Raw genomic sequence first — 19,211 nt, forward strand, 5'->3', positions numbered from 1 at the left:
AATCCCTCTTTCCTAATTTGCGAAACCAAATGTATCCGCAAAAAATTCTAAGCTGCAATGTCTTGTTTCGCGAGAAATGCCACTCTCCTTTAAACCTGGAAAATCGAGGTGCAAATCCTGGAAAACGGTATGATTATTAATAAAAACAGCCCCTGCTTCCAGCTGATCAGCAAATTCAATCGCAAGCTCCTCATTTTCTGACCAAACAGATGCACGCAGCCCAAAGTTGCTGTCATTTGCAAGCTGAATGGCTTCTTCATGCGTGCTGAATTGTAGGATTGGAATAACTGGTCCAAATTGCTCTGTTTGTACAATTTCACTATTTTGGGCAGCTCCGGTAATAATGGTCGGAGCAATGAAATAGCCGTCAGCCCAGCCTTCTGGATCAATTTGTATCCCTCCGGTTATGACTGTTGCACCACTTTGTTCACTACGGTCAATCAGGCCTGTTACATAATCATACTGTGCTTTATTATTTAATGGCCCCATTTCAACATCCGGTTGAATGCCGTTGCCTACACGAATATATTGGAATTTTTTGCGAAGCTTTTCTACCAATTCATCATATTTAGATTCATGCACATATACTCTCTTAACAGCTGAGCATACTTGGCCTGCTGCACGAAGGATTCCATATCTTAACTTTGTAATTAATTCATCATCCAAGTTCGCATCCTCAAGAACGATTGCAGCATCATTGCCACCAAGTTCCATATAAATATTCTTAACATTGCTTGCGGCTGCCTTCATAATTTCTTTGCCTGTTTCAGTACTTCCTACAAACGCAATCGTGCGAATGCGTGGATCGGTGCAGAGAGCGTCTCCAATAACGCTACCCGACCCAGTAATAACATTTACTACACCTTTCGGGAAATATGAAGCAACTACTTTTAAGAAAGTCATGATTGTCAATGGACAGTTAGTTGCCGGTTTAACAACAACTGAGTTGCCTGCAAGAATTGCCGGAATAACGCGCTTAAATGTCAAAATCATCGGAGAATTCCAAGGAGAAATAATGGCTGTTACTCCTCTAGGACGTCTGCGAATCTGGACTTTTTGGCTGCCAGGTAAAATCTCAGGCTGCCACCAGTTTAATAGTTCTGCAGCCGCTTCATTCATTATATCCACACATCTCAATAAATCTTTCTTTGCTTCAACTAGCACTTTTCCATTTTCCCTTACTAAAACAGGGACATTCTCCTCTACAATCGCTCTAATTTCTAGAGCTGCCGCCTTCATCTTGCTCGCTCGCTCATTTATATCACTTTTTGACCATAATTTATATGCTACTTCAGCAGCAGTGATTGCATGATCAACATCCTCTAAAGTACAAAGCGCCACTTCACCAACAACCTCAGTCACATCGGCAGGATTCATTATTTTTGAAGTTTTTTCAGCTTCAATCCATTTACCATCAATCAAATATTTCCCTGATACATTTGGATAGGTTGATATCATCATTTTTCCTCCTTTACTAGCTCTAGCAACACAGAAGCTGTCACTGAAAACATTGATAGTCTTATAATTTCTTCGGCTTAAAAGAATCTGCCGCTCCAGGAGGTCCGCCGAAAGGTTTTGCCATCGGGCCTACTGCTTCCATATCTACAACAATCATCATTGGCTTCACTGATTTTACTGCTTTCTTAATTTCCACTTCAAATTCTGCAGGGGAGCCAATTCTTACTGCTTCAAAGCCCATCGATTTGGACATTTGCACGAAGTCTGGACTTAATAAATCAACGGCCACTTGTCTACCGTATGCATTTTGCTGAATGTTGCGCAGCACGCCATAGCCACCATCATCAAATAGCACAATAATCATTGGCAATTCTTCTTGAGCGGCTGTTGACATCTCACCAACATTCACCATAAAGCCGCCATCACCAGCCATAAGCACAACTTTACGATCTTTGCTTGCCATTTGTGCTCCGATTGCAGTCGGCAATCCTTGGCCGATGCCGCCACCAGAAGCATGAATGGAAGTCCTTGGCTGATAAATTTCAAACAAGCGGCTGCCCCATACATTTGCTTGAACAGTCACGTCTCGAACAAGCACTGTCTCTTTTGGAAGTGCCGCTCTCATATGATCCATAATTTGTTCATAAGGTCCAAGTGTTGCTCTTAATTGTGCACGAAGCTGTTCTCTTACTGCTTTCACTTCTTTAACATACGCTTCATCACGTTGTAATTGTTTTGTTGATAATTCATTGACCAACTGACCTAGGATATGTTTTGCATCGCCAACAATCCCGTAAGTTGCTTCATAATTCCTATTCATCGCTTGCCAGTCTGCATCAATGGAAATATGCTCACCTGGAACCTTTACCTTCCAATTTGATGTTTCATTTCCTCTGAATCTAACGCCTACACTAATCAAAATATCAGCGTTAGCCAGCAATTCCTTTGTTTCTGCATATGAAGCAAAATGTCCGACGCATTGTGGATGATCTTCAGGAATGCTGCCTTTGCCAGATTGACTTGTAATAACGGCCGCACCAATGATATCTGCCAATTCAGTCAATTCACTGGATGCATCTGCTGAAATGACACCGCCTCCGGCCCAAATGACTGGTCGTTTAGCATGAATCACTTTTAGTAATGCATCTTCAGGAAAATTTGTATTTGAGTTGATTGCTGGAGATATCTTCATTTCTTCTAGAGAATAATCGGATATTATCGCAGATTGAAAATCAATGGGGATTTCAAGCGTCACTGGTCCAGTTGGTGCTTCTTCCGCATCTTTAATTGCTTGCCTCACTACCGCAGATGCTTGGTCAGGAATTCTTAATCGAATTGCTTTTTTAGAACAGCCTTCCATCATTGAAAGCTGGTCTTTACATTCATGAATATAACCTCTCCCAGTCCCTAAATATGGAGATGCCACCTCTCCTGTCAGATGCAGAAGCGGTACTCCAGCAGCCCACGCTTCAATTAATGAACCAGCAGCATTTCCTGCACCTGTACCTGTACTCGTAATCACGACACCTAGCTTTCCTGTTGCACGTGCATAGCCATCAGCCATATTAACTGCGCCGCTTTCACCTCTTGCACAGACAAGGTGAATCGTTCCATCTCTTAGAATTGCATCATAAATGGGCATATTATGAATGCTAACTATTCCAAATGCAGTTGTCACTCCTGCACGCACAAGCTCTTTGACAACAGCATCTGCAACAGTATATTCAACAGCATTTTCGATATTTGAAACCGGTACTTCCATTTGCTTAGATTGAGTCATTCTATATTCCTGCCTTTATCTATTTATTATAGCGCTTTTCCTAACGCGCCAGCTGTTTCAATTGTAGAACCGGCTACGTAGCTTGCTTGAGCTGAAGCTAAAAACAGGATAACGCTCGCTACCTCTTCCACTTCCCCTACACGTCCTAAAGGAATATTGCGTTTTTTTGCCAATTCTTGATAATACACTTCTGGATCCATATCAGGTTCATTTTTCTTGCGCCTTCTTTCCCATTGATCTGTTCGAATGAGGCCTAGACTAACTGAGTTAACAAGAATATTGTCTGAAGCAAGTTCCTGAGATAGTGTTTTGCTTAAATTTAATAAGCCTGCTCTTGTAGCCGCTGTGGCAATCATATGCCTCTCAGGCTCTTTTGCTAAGGTTGCATTAATGTTTATAATACGCCCGCCGCCCCGTTTAACTAAATGAGGGTGCACCGCGCGGACTGCATGGATGATAGCAAAATACTTTAATTGAATTTGCTGTTCCCATTGCTCATCTGTCACATCAAAGAAGTAGCCCATCACACTTTGGCCGGCAGCATTGACTAGAATATCAATTCCATCAAACTTTGCTGCAGTGTCTCCTATAAACTTATTTACATCTTTCTTGCTAGTTACATCGCAAGTAGACGCAAAAATATCCCCTTCAATTCCAAAACTAAGAAGATGCTCAAAAGCTTTATTTTTTCTATCGGCGTCTCTGCCGCAAATCGCGACTTTCGCTCCTTCTTGAAGGAACATTTCTGCTGTTTTCAAACCCACACCAGAAGTTCCTCCCATGATGACTGCAACTTTATTCGTTAATCCTAAATCCATTGTCATCTTCCTTTCAATGCTGCTTTAAATCAAAGATTTTACGTTCGCCCAACCCGAATCAGGCTGTCCACCCATAGCTGATCGCGCTTCCTTTGATGGCGGCCCTGCAATCCCCCATTGATCCATTAAATGAGGTACACGCTTCCAAACTCTCGCTTTCCACTCTTCCTCATCTTCAATTGTTTCAAGATAACAAGTGTATTCCATAACAAAATTAGACGGATCTTTAAAATAACAGAAAATATTATCACCTGGTCCATGACGTCCCGGTCCCCAAAGTTCCTGATATCCTGCTTTTCGCACGTTGGCAATTCCGCGCATGACTTCGTCCACTGTATCTACTTCGTAAGCGATATGATTAACTGATGCATGACCCTCCTGGTTAAACGCAATAGAATGATGCTTGCGGTTACATCTAAGGAAGACCATTTGATGCTCGCTCCAGTCCGTTACTTTAAAACCAAGAACATTTGTATAAAAATCAGTAATCATATCCAGATCGGCAGTGTTCATGACTACGTGGTTCAATTTCACCGGGTCGACGTTTTTTTGATTCCAAATAGAAGTATGAATTTCAACCCACGCAGACAATTCAATGACACGATTTTCCGGATCAGCAAAACGCAATCCGTAGCCTTTGCCTTCTTCATCTAAATAACCTGGCTCCTGCACAAGCGGAACACCGTTTGACTTCAAAATCTCTGCTGCACGGTCGACTGCTCCTTTATCAACCATTCCGAATGCAATGTGATGAAGAGCGCTTTTTTCTCCATTATGCAAACTAAGAATGTGGTTTTCAGGTCCTGCACCTCTAAAATAAACGGAACTCTCATCTTGAGCGGTTTTATCAAGACCCCAAATTTTCTCATAGAATGAAGCTTGTTCATCAAGGTTAGGAGTAACTAAACTGATATGCCTTAAATGCGTAATTCCTAACATAATTTATACCCTCCTTTTCATTAAATACGTTTTTTAAAAAATTGATTGATAGAATGACAAGCATTTCGTATGTGGCAAGTGATTCAGCTTTCCATTTAAAATTAGCAAGGATGGGCCATATCAAGTATCAATGGATCACCCCCGCTATTCAAGAAATATTCTAATTATTTATCAGCGATAATCGCTTCTCTTTCTTTCGCACGCTGCAAACGAAGTTCTTCAAGTTCACTGCCTTTTACATATGTTGGCAAGTTAGGTTTAACCGCCCCTAGCATAACAAGCATTAATGCTTCTTCATCACCATCATTATGAATACCACGGTATACACCTGGAGGTGAGCTGATGCAATCGCGCTCATTTAAGCGAATTTCATGCACTTCATCACTGTCAACCTCCTGAATAAGCGCTTTCACACTTCCTTTAATAATGAAAAATACTTCTTCCACATCATCATGTAAGTGAAGAGGACCGATGCATCCAGCCGGAAGAACCATTGTACTCAAAGTAAAATGTTCCGCAGTAATGACGTTTGCATCAGCATTCGCTGTAGCTCCACGGCCAATATATCTCATTTGTGCTCTTTTGTATTTTGGATCAATCTCCTCTTGGAATTTCAAAACGTTCCAGTCAAGTGTGCGGTCTTGTAATCTTGCAACATATTTTTTTTCGAATTCTTCAACATTAAATGCCATTAAAATCACTCCTTATTTTCATTTTTTCGTTTTATATAAGAAACTATGTTTCTTGTATAAACCAATTTTAAAATGAAGGTATTCAAAAGTCAATTAGTTTTTAGAAAATTTTAAATATACACAATGTTTTATATACAAAACAAATAAAAAAATTAAATCGTTGCCTTTTCTATATTTGTATTATTTATGCGCAATTCTCGAGCCTCTCTTTTCAGAGTAAATATATATGCACTGAAACCAAGACCAGCTGCGATAATTAAAATAATTATTGAAGGACCGAAATCTCCGTTTGAAACATCTCGAAGCCATCCCATTATATAACTTGAGAAGCCGCCAAAAATATTAGTAAAGCCCATTAATCCCGCTGCTCGTCCTGCAGTTTCAGGAGTAGAAAACTTAACTATAAATAAGTTGCTTAAATGAAAAACGCCACCTTGTGTTCCCATTGCAAGTCCCATACAAACGCCAGCAACAATTGCATTAGGCGACATTACGCCCGCTGTTAGAAAAACGGTCGTTAAGGCAAATAGTATCGTTGCTAATAAACTTGGACGATTCGTTTTATCAGCTAAATATCCGCATAATAAAACAAAACCAAGTGCAAATAACCATGAGATCGAAGTAATGCTAGTCATAGCTTCTCTTGAAAAACTTTTTGCTTCAATTAAATAGGTTGGCAGCCAGATGCTAATTCCAAAGAAAAGAAAGGAGGATATTATCATTCCGAACCATACGATCCAATAACGATAATCCTGGGCGAAGCTTTTCTTCTTTTTCCCTACTTCCGCAGGATTCTCCTCTCGTATATAGGAAAGCTCGGTTTGACTGATTCCTTTATGCTCTTCTGGCCTGTCTCTTGATAAGAAATAGAATAAAGGCAGCACGAGTAGTAAATTAAATGCTGCTAATATAAAGAAAGCTGCTTGCCAATGTAGTGAGGCAATAATAACTGATAACATCACAGCACCTATTGCTGGTCCTAAATAGTTACCCGAAAGCCAGGATGCTTGTGCTTTTCCAAGCTCTTTATGGTTAAACCAGTTTGAAATAAACTTACCGCAAACAGGAATCATCATCCCTTCACCTAAACCAAGAGCAATTCTGCTCACAACGAACATCTCATATGTAGTCGATAACCCTGCTGTTATCATAGTAATTGTCCATATTACGAGGCCTAGCATTGCTGTTTTCCTTGCACCAAGCTTGTCTATAATAACTCCCCAAAATAAGTTTGAAACCGCATATGCAATTGTAAATATGAATGTAATGAACCCGACCTTTGCATTGCGATCAGCTCCAGTTAGACCCAAATCATTTAAGAATCCTGCATCAGTTTGAATAATAGATATTCCTAGTTTATCAATTTGTCCAAAAAACCAGAAAAAGAAAATTGGCACCGCAATATACAACCATCTTTTATTCCCTTTTAACATGCGTATCCTCCTCCTCATTAATAATCGTACAGCATAAAAAGTCCGGTTAAAAAATGAACACCTCCTTTACTTTGTTTCGTATAAAAAACAAAGTTTTATATAATATTAAAATTTTGAAAAAATTTTGTCAATACGAAATATATTGAACTTACAATCTCTTTCGCCCAAACATCATATAAAATGCTTACAAACGGCTTAAATTGACATAAAAAAACCTGCTTTACGCAGGTTTTAAAAAATATATTAATTTGTTTTCTTTCAATACCCCATATATCCAGAAAGGACTTTGGCAGTCTCTATTACTTTTGGTAAAGCAATTTTCTCGATAAATTCACTATGGAAAGTGATGTCTGTAGCCACAACATTGATCGCCGCGATAACATGACCACTCCGGTCAAAAATTGGTGCTGCAACTGACTGTATTCCTTGATGGAATTCACCTATTGAAATCGCATATCCGTTTTTCCTAATTGTTTCAAGTTCTTCAAAGAATCCAGCTAAATCTGTTTGCGTTTTATCTGTGTAAGGCTTTAAACTTGTACCATAAACTGTTTGTTTTAATTTTTCATATGGCTGGGTGGCTAGTAAAAGCTTTCCATTCGCAGTCGCATGGGCAGGCAACCTTAAACCGATATTTACATTAATGGCAGAAACCCCTCTTACAGGAGCACTTCCTATGTATACAACCTCATAATCATCTAATATAGATAAGTGGCACGACGCACCTGTTGTATCTCTTAATTGTTCCAAATACGGCTGCGCAATTTCAGGCAGCTTCAAACTATTTAAATAAGAAAATCCTAGCTCAAGCACTTTAGGAGTTAAATTATATCTTTTCGTATGTTCATCCTGGTTCAAATAGCCGAGTGTTTGTAATGTATATAATAATCGGTATGGAACAGTCCTGCTTACGTCGAGCTCTTTTGCAATTTCTGCTAGCGACATGGTAGAGCGATCCTCATTAAACAGTTTTAATATTTCCAGCCCTCTTACAAGGGAATTAGCATTATACCTTTCCTTCTCTGCATTGCTGGCCATTTTCTCACCTCCTTACCAATATATTCTATAATTAGTATTTTAACAAAATTTTAAATAAAAAGATATCTGGAACCGAAGTGGACTCTATTTTTCTATTGATGTTTTAAAAAGTCAATTACAGCATGATTAAAGCTCTCAGGGTCTTCTTGGTAGCATAAATGACCTGTGTTTGGGATAATTTCAAGCTTCGAATTAGGTATTAATTTATGAAAAATTTCCGACTCGCTAACAGGCGTCGCTTTATCATACTCGCCACATATGACTAAAACAGGAACTAGTATGAAGGGTAAAATATCTGTTTGATCTAGAGTATAGAGCGAATTAGAGACAGAGATATACCCTTTCGGCCTGACTTGAGCCATAATTCTTTCTGCTTCTGCTTTAATCGCTGGATCAGGATTAGGCGCTAATAATTCCTTCACTCGCTGTTTAGCCATTTCTTCTCCTGTTAATGTTTTAATATTATTTATCCTGCTTATATATTTTATTAAGTTATCCTCTTCACTTTGACCTGCCGCTCCTCTAGTAGCATCAGCAATAATCAGCGATTCTACCATTTCAGGATAACGATAAGTAAAATCAAGTGCAATAGCTGAGCCCATAGAATGGCCGAGTAAGTATATAGATTTAAAGCCTAAAGCATCAACGAACGCCTTTAATACGTCAGCAAATTGACTAAATTGCTTAAACTCTTCTTTAGGATCACTGCTGTTTCCATAACCCGGTGCATCCCATGCAATCACTTGATAGTGTTCCTTTAAACCTTCTAATTGTTTTTTCCATGATTGCGAATGATTCCCAAGACCATGCAAAATAATTAGCGGTTTCCCCGCACCCTCTACTTCATAATTGATGATGATTTCATCGCTTACTTGGATTTTAGGCATATTACCCCTCCATTATTGTTATGTTTTAATTAGAAAACATCGTTTTATCATTCTACATATATACACAATCACTTGTCAATCAGTAATCAAAATTTTTAGAAATATGTTATTTTTCGATTCAAATTATTATATCAATATTAAATTTATGCTGGACAAAATAAAAAACCCTAGCTTATCGCTATGGTTTTTATTTCATTGCCGTTTTTCTAATTAATGATGGTGATGTCCGCTGCCTTCTTTACTCGGGTTATTTATTTCAAACCCTTCCTGTGGCACGTAAAAATATTTAATCCATACGCCATCTAAAAATTCTTCGCGCTTATCTAATATGACATCGATATCTTTATCTGTTTTCACAATTTCATCATGCTCAGTCGGCGTGTCCAATTTAACATCGTAATGGGCATGGTCACCATGCATATGGGTAATAAAGACCCTTACCATTTTACCTTCTCCTTCTTCACTTTCAAGCATTTTATGCAAAACTTTTGCCGCATTGCGATTCATTTTACACTTCATAATGATTCCTCCAATCTTCCTCAATATAAACCACTTCTTCCCTTTCTTATACTCCTTTCAATAAAACTTGTCTATATTTTTGCTTAATAAAAAATGTCGAAACCTGTCGGTGAACGGCACCAACAGGTTTCGACAAAACTAAATCTTTTCAGCGTAGTGAGCGGATGTTCTTATTTCGATTGTTAATGTATTGTTAGATATTTTGGATTGCAGAAGAATAGGTACGCCGATTGTGTTCTGAAATCTAAAATCAAGTCCGCCGTATGATACTGTAGCATCTCTGCCTTTTGGCACATAGCCCACTGTAACTGAATGGTGATGCTTTTCTACATATTCAACTGCTAATTGATCAATTGCATTAAACAAAGTGGATGAAGTTTGGCATATACCTCCACCAATTCCCATAACTAATTTTCCATTTACTGCTTCCTCTGCCGGCTGATAACCATGCTCTTCATCACTGGGTCCAACAGTCGTATTAAAAGAAAAAATATCATCTTCACCGACTATTACATTGTGTATCGCTTTAGCTGATAGCTCAATATTTTTCGTCCTTCCTTCAACCGCACTATTAAAAGTTGTTGAATAGGATGAAAGCAGGACTTCATCAAGTTTTGCCGCATCCTCTTCTTTATATCCACTTGTAGTGGTGTATAATGGCAGCTGAACCGACCCTCCATTTGCTGATGCCGCTAATATATTCTCTACGAGCTCTTCTTCTTCAAGAATCACTCTTGGCGTGCCTTTAATAATGTTACCTTCGTCATCTAATTTGTCTGGGAACATTCGTCTATCATATCCTGGTTTTTCATCTTTGCCACGCGCCAAATCCCGCGCCAATTTCTTTATCTCTTCCTCATACTTGTTTTCATCAGACCCATATCCAAAATCCTCCGGTAGTAATGACTGAATTTCTTCTTTTGTTTGCGGATCAATGATAACAACTTTCTGTTGTTTTTCATCAGATTCGCTAACCTCTTTCTCCTTGATTGAACCCTTTTCTTTTTCCAATTCATCGACTTTATTTTGCAATGCTTTTACTTCCTTTTGCAGCTTTTGTTCATTCTCACTCGCATCTGAACAACCCGAAAGCACGACCATCATTAATATGAAAGGACAGATTAAATATTTCATATTTCCTCCAGTATAAAATCAATTTATTCCCCTCCCATCTTTATTCAGTAAAATTGATTTGTATGCTTTCCTTTTTACTGACATCCTATATAATTAAAATATCTAAAAATTCAAACAAAAAGGAGAGAACCAATGAGATATGATGTCATCATTATCGGCGCCGGACTTGCAGGCTTAACTGCAGCAGCAGAGCTATGCGAAAGCAATAAAAAGATATTGCTGCTTGACCAGGAGCCCCAAGCTTCCCTTGGAGGGCAGGCATGGTGGTCGTTTGGAGGTTTATTTTTAGTTGACTCTCCAGAACAAAGAAGGATGGGAATTAAAGATTCGAAAGAGCTCGCTTGGCAGGATTGGCTTGGTACCGCAGGCTTTGATAAACATGAAGATGATGATTACTGGGGGATAAAATGGGCTGAAGCATATGTTGACTTTGCTTCTGGACAGAAGAGAGAGTGGCTGTCTAGCTTAGGAATTAAGTTCTTTCCTGTTGTTGGCTGGGCTGAACGAGGCGGATATTTAGCTGATGGCCATGGCAATTCTGTTCCAAGATTTCATATTGTTTGGGGAACAGGACCTGGAATCGTCACACCCTTTGCTGAAAAAGTAAAAGAAGGAATTAAAAACGGACTCATTGACTATCGCCCGCGCCACCAAGTAATAGCGTTAGAAATGAAGCAAGGGACCATCACCGGTGTTAGTGGAAATATTTTAATTGAGAGTATTGTATTGCGAGGAGAAGCAAGTTCTCGTGAAGTCGTGGGCGATTTCACATATTTTGCCGATCATATTGTTGTCAGCTCTGGTGGGATTGGCGGGAATATTGACTTAGTTAAAGCAAATTGGCCAGAAAGGCTAGGCGCACCCCCAACGAATATGATTTCCGGCGTCCCTGCTCATGTTGATGGTAAAATGCTTAAGATTAGCGAGACGGCAGGCGGAAAAATTGTCAATCGCGATCGAATGTGGCACTATACGGAAGGGATTAAGAATTGGAATCCTATTTGGCCAAACCATGGTATCAGAATTCTTCCTGGTCCATCGTCTATTTGGCTTGATGCCAGAGGAAAGCGCTTTCCTGCGCCTAATTTCCCTGGATTTGATACATTAGGAACATTACAAGCCATCCAAAGGACCGGATATGATTATTCATGGTTCATCCTTACTGAAAAAATTATCGAAAAAGAATTCGCACTTTCCGGCTCTGAGCAAAATCCTGACTTAACGGAAAAGAGCATAAAGAAGGTCCTCTCCCGGTTATCACCTGGTCCAACGAAACCAGTTAAAGCATTTATGGAAAATGGCGAGGATTTTATCGTGAGAGATAATCTCGCTGATTTAGTAGCGGGCATGAATAAATTAACAGGTGACCACTTGCTGAGGCTGGAAGAAGTCAAACAGCAAATCCTCGCTCGAGATCGGGAAATGGAAAATGCCTTCACAAAAGATTTACAGATTACAGCAATGAGAGGAGCAAGAAATTATCTCGGAGATAAGCTAATAAGAGTGGCAAAACCTCATAAAATTCTTGATGCGAAAAATGCACCATTAATCGCAGTCCGCTTAAACTTATTAAGCCGTAAAACGCTCGGAGGTTTACAAACTGATTTATCTGGAAGAGTTTTAAATGATGCTGGAGAGCCGATTAAAGGTCTTTATGCTGCCGGTGAAGCAGCTGGTTTTGGCGGCGGAGGCATACATGGCTACCGGTCACTAGAAGGTACTTTTCTCGGAGGCTGCCTATTTACTGGCAGACAAGTTGGTAAAGCATTAAAATAAGCAGGGCCGCTCAACCTTGCTTATTTTTATGCTTATGAATATTACAGCTTTAATCTTGCTATCTAATTCTTTAATGGAGGCAAGTATTTAAATATATTCCAATTAAAGGATAACTGAATTACATATTCATTTCTTTTTCCTTAATAGGAAGGAATATTACCTCCCGCTAAATGCCATAAATAAGGAATCGTTCATCCTCACTTTTTTTGTTAAGCTTTATTTCTTGTTTTAATTCAAAAATCGTATGGTTCTCCAAGAAAAAAATATAATCTTCTGAAGGATAATAAAGAATTATATCAATACCTCTAGGAAATTCCAAATATGATAGTAATATATTATTAATTACAACAATGAAAATTTGTATAGAGAAAGGATTAAAGAAAAAAACGTTTGATCGATTGATTTCACTGGATATTTTTCAGCGAAACAATGTACAAAATTCATATCGCCTGCTTTTACTGGTGTTTTTTTCTGATACATTTGCAAATTTTTTTTCGCCACTTTTAATATTTCATTATCTAACTCAATACCTACTGCTTTCATTTGCTGATAAAAATGAACATAAAAAAGAAGTCTGCCTTTTCCACAGCCATAGTCTACAATTCTGCCATGTTTATTCGGTTTATACTCTGCAAATAAACAATTTAAATCATTATATGGCGTTGGCTCATATCGATGATAATGAAACGAAGAGCTTACCTTTTCATGCTCTCTTGAAGTAAGTATATTTAATTGCTGATCAATCCCTTTATCACTCATAAGTTCTCCTTTACGATATCCTTTTATAAGAAAGGTTTGTCCTTTATATATGTGGGAATAGTTTAATATAAATGGAGGTGTTTGGGAATGGCTTGGAATACGAAGGATTACCCGGATTCATTAAAAAACCTTGAAGCAGCGGTACGAAAAAAAGCGATAGAAATCGCAAATAGTATGCTTAATGAAGGCTATGACGAAGGAAGAGCCATACCGATAGCAACTAGCCAAGCAAAAAATGGTATGAAGAGGCAAGCGAAAAAGAAATTAATCATATGATTCAAGCGTCGGATCAAGATTTACAAGCAACCGGTGAGAGCGACGGCAATGGACCGAAAAGAATGGAAGAAGGACAACATGTTCTTCCACATGAAAATGGCTGGGCAATACAGACTGATAATGGCGAAAGACCATCCGAAGTATTCAAACTTAAAGAAGATGCCATTAAACGAGCAAGAGAAATTGCAAAAAATAAGGAAACACATTTGATTATTCACACACAGGAAGGCAAAGTTCAAGAAAAATTATCTTATGAAATAGATTGAGAAGCAAATGGCTGTAAAGAATCATCTTTACAGCCTTATTTTATCCAATCATACTATACCCGCCATTAACAGCAAAAACCTGTCCTGTTATCCATTCAGATTTTGAAGATAATAAAAACAAAACCATTCCTGTGATATCGTCAGTTTTGCCTAATCTTCTCAAAGGATATTGTTTCATCATGCGGGCAATCATATTGTCCGGAAATTCTCCTTTGTCAATCATTCCTAATGCAACAGTATTGCATTGTATTGAGGAATTACCGACATCTTTTGCTAGAGATTTTAAAAAACTAACCGCTCCATTTCGGGCAGCAGCGGACATAATTAAGCGAGTATCACCAGTGCGAGCAGAATCTCCGATAATATTAATAAATTTCCCATGGTTATCAGTGACCATTCCAGGTATAAAAATATAGGCAAGATTTAATACACCATAAAAACAAACATCCATTTCTCTTCGCCATTCTTCAGGCCTATATTGAAAAAAAGATTTTATTTGCACAAACCCTGCATTATTTACCACATAGTGAATTCGGCCTAAATTTTGCTCGATCTCCTTTCTCATTATTTCGACTTCTTCAATTTTGCTAATATCCGCATAAAAAGGATATGCTTTTCCTCCAGCTTGAAGGATCTCATCTACTGTCTGATTTGCCTCCTTTTCTGCTGTTAAGTAATGAACAGCAATGTTTGCTCCTTCCTTAGCAGCTGCCAAAGCCAGCTCTCTCCCAATCCCCTTGGCCGCTCCGGTGATTAGTATATTCTTGCCATTCAAATCAAGATTCAATTAGATTCATCCTCCACTACAATAAAATTTAGTATTAGCACATCGTTAATCCGCCATTTACTGATAAAGTCTGACCAGTAATATATGCTGCTTCATCTGATGCAAAGTAAGCGACCGCATGAGCAATATCGCTTGGTTCTGCCAATCGCCTGAACGGTATCGCTTTTTGCAGTGCAGCTGCAATCCCTTCATTGTACGAACCAATTTCCTGAAATAAAGGGGTATCCGCAGGACCTGGTGCAATGCAATTTACATTCAATTTATGACGGGCCATTTCTCTGGCTAAAGTTTTTGTTAATGCGATTACCCCGCCTTTTGCAGCCGAATAAACGCCTTCTCCACTTGACCCAACTCTGCCGGAATCTGAAGCAATGTTAATGACTTTACCATAGCCATTATTTATCATATGAGGAAGTATTTCTTTACAAGTATGAATTTGTCCCATTAAATTTATATCAATAATCGTCTTCCAGGTAGACGGTTCACTCTTTAAGAAAGGTTCAATTTTATCCCAACCAGCGTTATTGACAAGAATATCAATTCTTCTATAACATCTGATAGCTGACTCGACTGCGTTCTGCACACTTTCTAGACTTGTGACATCACAGTAAACCGCAGTAGCTTCTCCGCCGTTTTCTTCTATTAATGATACAGTAGATTGTGCATTCTCTAGATTTACATCAGTAACGACGATCTTTGCTGATTTTTTTGAGAGTGTTTTGGCGATTTCTCTCCCCATTCCTCTTCCAGCACCAGTTATGAATACCACTTTTTCCTCCATGCCTACACATCCTTTTTTTATAATTTAAGACGATTATTAACTTTTTCACGCAATCGGTATTTTTGGATTTTTCCGCTTGGAGTTCTTGGAAACTCCATTATTACTTCTAAATGTTCCGGCCAATATTGTTTCGCTACACCTTTCTCAAGCAAAAATTGCTGGATATCCTCTAGTCGTATAATTGAATGGCTTGATTTCAATTTGATAAATGCGCAGGCTTTTTCCTGTAACCGCGAATCAGGCATGGCAATGATTTGTACATCTGCAATTTCCGGATGCTCATATAATGTGTTTTCTACATAAGCAACAGGAATATTCTCTCCACCGCGAATAATAATGTCTTTATTCCTCCCAGTAATACGAATATAGCCATCTTCATCCATTACGCCGCGATCACCTGTAATAAACCAGCCATCATTAAATTCAGCTTCGGTTTCGGCCAGTTTATTAAAATAACCTACAAATAATGCCGGCCCTTGACAAAGAATATTGCCTTCTTCATTCGGTTCGCATTGTTTTCCATTATGATTAATTATTTTAATTTGCATTCCTTCAAACGGGATTCCATCTGTATTTGTCAGCTTTTCCATTGAATCAGACAACTTTGTTAAAGTTACCAAGCCATCCTCTGTTTGTCCCCATCCAGCTAATATGTTAAAGGACACCTTTTCTCGTGCAGCCTTTACTAAAGACCTTGGTATGGGAGCGCCCAAAGCCACAAATGCCCTTAAGCTGCTAATATTATAGTTTTCAATATTTTCCACCTGCAGTGTGTCTTGTAAAAATGGCGTAGCTCCTGCTGTAAAGGTAATTTTTTCTTTTTCTACAAGCTTAAGAAATTCCTGAGGATTCCAAATATCTTGATATACAGCTGTTCCACCATAATGGGTCGGTAAACGGACACCATACCCAAATCCTGTCTGATGCGCAAAGGTAGAAGCCATAAACATGACATCATTTTCAGTAAGCTGTAAACGATCAATCCAGTAATCAGTCGAGACGGATAAAGTATTATGCGTATGCATGACCCCTTTTGGCTGGCCAGTTGTACCAGAGGTAAATATGATTTCAGTTACATCATTGGGATTTATCTCAATATCATTTAATAGCTCACAATCCATCCTTTCTTCCCACGGCTCATCCATTAACGATGAAAACGATTTCATTCCATTTGGCACTTTATTGCCAACAACATATATCTGCTGTAGTTTAGGCCAATTAGGGAGACAGCGCTGAATCATTTCAGGATAATTAAACCCTCTAAAAGACTCTGGTATAATAATCATTTTTGATTCTACTGTTTTAACCATAAAGTTGATTTCTCTTTCCCGGTAAATTGGAACAAGCGGATTACTTATTGCTCCAATTCTAGTAACTGCATAGTGTAAAATAATAAATTCATTCCAATTTGGCAATTGAAAGGAAATCACATCGCCTTTTTGAATCCCTTGTTTTAACAGACCTAAGGCGACACGGTCAACAAGCTTGCCTAATTCGCCGAAAGTATATTTCCCCTTTTGATCGATAATAGCGACTTTTTCTGGATTTTTCGCAATAGCTTCATGTAAATAGTCAATGATCGTTCTATTAGGCCATAAATGCGTATATTTTTTAACATACTGCTGTGTTAAGGTCGTTTCCAAGTTAACTTCACTCCTCGTATTACTATATTCTTAAAGCAATACTCAACATCCTTACTTTCTGAATTGCGAAAAATCTACCGGACGTTTTTCAATAAAGGCGTTTTTCCCCTCTTCAGATTCTGGAGAGTTATAAAATAATGCTAAACTGCCCATGGACAGCTGCGATATGCCTTGTATATTTGCACTGTCAGCATTAAATGAATATTTCAGCATTTTAATCGCTGTCGGGCTTTTTTGCAATATTTTTTCTGCCCACTCCTCTGCCGCTTCCTGAAGCTTTTCTGGAGGGACGATTTTATTTACGAGCCCCATTTCCTTGCATTCTTCAGCGGTATATTGTTCACACAAATACCAAATCTCGCGCGCTTTTTTTTCACCTACTATTCTAGCTAGGTAGGCTGATCCAAAGCCGGCATCATAACTCCCTACCTTTGGTCCGCTCTGCCCAAATTTTGCTGTACTGGCTGCGATGGTTAAATCACAAATGACATGAAGGACATGACCACCGCCGATTGCATATCCATTTACCGCGGCAATGACTGGCTTTGGTATATTTCGGATCGTTTGATGGAGATTTTCGATTTCAAGTCCAATCCCTCCACCTAAACCGCCACTAGAATCATAGCCGCCTTCATTTCCTTTTTCCTTTTGATCCCCTCCAGTGCAGAACGCCTTTTCACCTGCACCTGTCAAGATGACGGCACCAATCCGATTGTCATCCCATGCATCCCTGAATGACCAGATTAATTCCTCAATCGTTCTAGCGCGAAAAGCATTATATACATTAGGGCGATTAATCGTAATCTTTGCAATTCCTTTCGTTTTTTCATAAAGGATATCGGTTAGTTCCATGTTTTTTTCCTCCTATTAATGTTATTAAACTATTTATCTATCAATTTTGAAAAAATCCTTCTTTAATAGGAACGAAAATCTCTTCCAATAATATCTTTGGCTATAACCATTTGGTTAGCTTGTGCTGTCCCATCCCCAATTTCTAAGCCAATTACATCTCTTAATCTTTGCTCTAAAGGCATTTCCTTTGTATAAGCATAGTGCCCATTTAATAACAAGCACTCATGAATTGCTTCCTGACTATATTTTGGGCCGAGCCATTTGACAGATGCTGATTCTTTCGAATGCTTTTGGCCATGATCTCTAAGCCAAAGACCCCTATAGGCCTGCCATTTCACCATTTCTAGCTGAGTATAATGAGTGACGATTGGAAAAGATACTCCTTGATAAACTGCCAACGGTTTGCCAAAAGATTTTCTAATTTTGACGTGCTCAATCGTTTCATCCAAACTTTGAAATGCTGCTCCTGCACATTGAAGGCCGATTAAAAGCCTGCTCAGATCAAAGCCGTTCATGACTTGAGCAAAGCCTTCGTTTTCTTGGCCAATGAGATGATCTGCATGTATTTCTACATCCTGCAAATAAAGCGAGCCTCGGCCAATTGAAACATTTCCCATATCCTCATAACTTGTGCATTCCAGCCCAGGAGTATCTTTAGAGACGATGAAAGCGCTTATGCCTCTATTTCCCAATTGCGGATTTGTTTTTGCGAATATAATAAATGCATCAGCAGCAGTTGCTACACTAATTCCTGATTTTTCTCCATTTAATACGTAAGTATCACCGCTTCTTTTTGCAGTTGTTTGTATTCCGCCCGCATCAGTGCCAGCAGACGGCTCAGTGATGGCAATGCCGATAATTGCTTCGCCGCTCGCTATTTTCGGCAGCCATTCTGCTCTTATATTTTCGTTTGCGTGTTTTGTAATGATTTCGCCAATCAGTGCATTTAGCATGACAGCGTATGTTAAATTAAAATCTCCTCGCCCGATTTCTTCAGCGGCGATGCCTGTCGTTAAACAATCGGCACTGCTTCCACCGTATTCAGCAGGTATCCTTAGTCCATTTACACCTAATTGCCCCAGCTTTCTCCATAAATGTTTTGGTGTAATTCCTTCTCGATCCCACTTAGTATACTGTGGAAGCAATTCATCTTTTGCAAATTCCTTCAGTATTTTTCTGAAATACTCTTGTTCTTCTGTAAAAGAAAAATTCAGCATATTATCTCCTCCTATATAAACTGGTGCAAAAAACATGCCAAATTGAAAAGATGATGAAAGAAAGAAAAGGAAGCGCGATTTTCGCATGTGTGCGAAAAAATTATCATCTTTGCGAATACAATTTGCGAATACGAATAAAAAAGCAGGGAAGAGAAA

The 19,211-nt window shown here is 38.8% G+C and carries 18 protein-coding genes and 1 pseudogene; 3 read left to right on the forward strand and 16 right to left on the reverse strand.

Annotated elements, in window-relative coordinates; translation table 11 throughout:
- Window positions 1–12 precede the first annotated feature (12 nt).
- From CWS20_RS23200 to CWS20_RS23245, 10 genes are all read right to left on the reverse strand, one after another.
- Window positions 13–1,461, reverse strand: a complete 1,449-nt coding sequence (locus CWS20_RS23200) for an aldehyde dehydrogenase family protein (protein ID WP_241504248.1) — start codon at window positions 1,459–1,461, stop codon at window positions 13–15.
- A gap of 58 nt (window positions 1,462–1,519) precedes the next feature.
- Window positions 1,520–3,238, reverse strand: a complete 1,719-nt coding sequence (locus CWS20_RS23205; protein ID WP_066197581.1) for a thiamine pyrophosphate-binding protein — start codon at window positions 3,236–3,238, stop codon at window positions 1,520–1,522.
- A 26-nt stretch (window positions 3,239–3,264) separates the two neighbouring features.
- Entirely contained in the window at window positions 3,265–4,056 is a 792-nt protein-coding gene (locus tag CWS20_RS23210; RefSeq protein WP_066197578.1) for an SDR family oxidoreductase, read from the reverse strand.
- 24 nt (window positions 4,057–4,080) lie between these two features.
- Entirely contained in the window at window positions 4,081–4,995 is a 915-nt protein-coding gene (locus tag CWS20_RS23215; RefSeq protein ID WP_066197575.1) for a VOC family protein, read from the reverse strand.
- Between the two features lie 164 nt (window positions 4,996–5,159).
- Window positions 5,160–5,687, reverse strand: coding sequence for a cupin domain-containing protein (locus tag CWS20_RS23220; protein ID WP_066197573.1), 528 nt, complete (start codon window positions 5,685–5,687; stop codon window positions 5,160–5,162).
- A 152-nt stretch (window positions 5,688–5,839) separates the two neighbouring features.
- Complete coding sequence (locus CWS20_RS23225) at window positions 5,840–7,120, reverse strand: MFS transporter (RefSeq protein ID WP_066197569.1); 1,281 nt, start codon at window positions 7,118–7,120, stop codon at window positions 5,840–5,842.
- A 258-nt stretch (window positions 7,121–7,378) separates the two neighbouring features.
- Window positions 7,379–8,158: an IclR family transcriptional regulator gene (locus CWS20_RS23230; protein WP_066197566.1), complete on the reverse strand. Its 780-nt coding sequence runs from the start codon at window positions 8,156–8,158 to the stop codon at window positions 7,379–7,381.
- A gap of 92 nt (window positions 8,159–8,250) precedes the next feature.
- Window positions 8,251–9,045, reverse strand: coding sequence for an alpha/beta fold hydrolase (locus CWS20_RS23235; RefSeq protein WP_066197563.1), 795 nt, complete (start codon window positions 9,043–9,045; stop codon window positions 8,251–8,253).
- A gap of 210 nt (window positions 9,046–9,255) precedes the next feature.
- Complete coding sequence (locus tag CWS20_RS23240) at window positions 9,256–9,564, reverse strand: heme biosynthesis protein HemY (protein ID WP_066197558.1); 309 nt, start codon at window positions 9,562–9,564, stop codon at window positions 9,256–9,258.
- 138 nt (window positions 9,565–9,702) lie between these two features.
- Complete coding sequence (locus tag CWS20_RS23245; protein ID WP_066197556.1) at window positions 9,703–10,698, reverse strand: VanW family protein; 996 nt, start codon at window positions 10,696–10,698, stop codon at window positions 9,703–9,705.
- A gap of 132 nt (window positions 10,699–10,830) precedes the next feature.
- Between CWS20_RS23245 and CWS20_RS23250 the strand changes: the two genes are divergently transcribed.
- Window positions 10,831–12,474 carry an FAD-binding dehydrogenase gene (locus CWS20_RS23250; protein ID WP_066197553.1) on the forward strand — a complete coding sequence of 548 codons (1,644 nt, stop codon included), beginning with the start codon at window positions 10,831–10,833 and terminating at the stop codon, window positions 12,472–12,474.
- Between the two features lie 166 nt (window positions 12,475–12,640).
- Here CWS20_RS23250 and CWS20_RS23255 read toward each other — a convergent pair.
- Window positions 12,641–13,233, reverse strand: a pseudogene (locus CWS20_RS23255) (methyltransferase domain-containing protein).
- An 87-nt stretch (window positions 13,234–13,320) separates the two neighbouring features.
- On the opposite strand from CWS20_RS23255, the gene CWS20_RS29230 reads away from it, so the two are divergent.
- Window positions 13,321–13,509 (forward strand): DUF2188 domain-containing protein, encoded by a 189-nt coding sequence (locus tag CWS20_RS29230; protein ID WP_326135211.1) that lies wholly within the window; start codon window positions 13,321–13,323, stop codon window positions 13,507–13,509.
- A complete protein-coding gene (locus CWS20_RS29235; RefSeq protein ID WP_326135209.1) occupies window positions 13,506–13,775 on the forward strand; it encodes a DUF2188 domain-containing protein in 270 nt (89 codons plus the stop codon). Before CWS20_RS29230 ends, CWS20_RS29235 begins: the two co-directional genes overlap by 4 nt.
- A gap of 40 nt (window positions 13,776–13,815) precedes the next feature.
- Here CWS20_RS29235 and CWS20_RS23265 read toward each other — a convergent pair whose 3' ends face one another.
- From CWS20_RS23265 to CWS20_RS23285, 5 genes are all read right to left on the reverse strand, one after another.
- Window positions 13,816–14,562, reverse strand: a complete 747-nt coding sequence (locus CWS20_RS23265; RefSeq protein WP_066197549.1) for an SDR family NAD(P)-dependent oxidoreductase — start codon at window positions 14,560–14,562, stop codon at window positions 13,816–13,818.
- A 34-nt stretch (window positions 14,563–14,596) separates the two neighbouring features.
- Complete coding sequence (locus CWS20_RS23270; protein WP_066197546.1) at window positions 14,597–15,343, reverse strand: SDR family NAD(P)-dependent oxidoreductase; 747 nt, start codon at window positions 15,341–15,343, stop codon at window positions 14,597–14,599.
- A gap of 17 nt (window positions 15,344–15,360) precedes the next feature.
- Entirely contained in the window at window positions 15,361–16,986 is a 1,626-nt protein-coding gene (locus CWS20_RS23275; protein WP_066197545.1) for an AMP-binding protein, read from the reverse strand.
- Between the two features lie 51 nt (window positions 16,987–17,037).
- Window positions 17,038–17,838, reverse strand: coding sequence for a 1,4-dihydroxy-2-naphthoyl-CoA synthase (menB, locus tag CWS20_RS23280; RefSeq protein ID WP_066197542.1), 801 nt, complete (start codon window positions 17,836–17,838; stop codon window positions 17,038–17,040).
- Between the two features lie 62 nt (window positions 17,839–17,900).
- Window positions 17,901–19,055, reverse strand: a complete 1,155-nt coding sequence (locus CWS20_RS23285) for an acyl-CoA dehydrogenase family protein (protein WP_180321519.1) — start codon at window positions 19,053–19,055, stop codon at window positions 17,901–17,903.
- Between the last annotated feature and the right edge of the window lie 156 nt (window positions 19,056–19,211).

Source organism: Cytobacillus horneckiae (assembly GCF_002835735.1).
GTDB lineage: Bacteria > Bacillota > Bacilli > Bacillales > Cytobacillaceae > Cytobacillus > Cytobacillus horneckiae.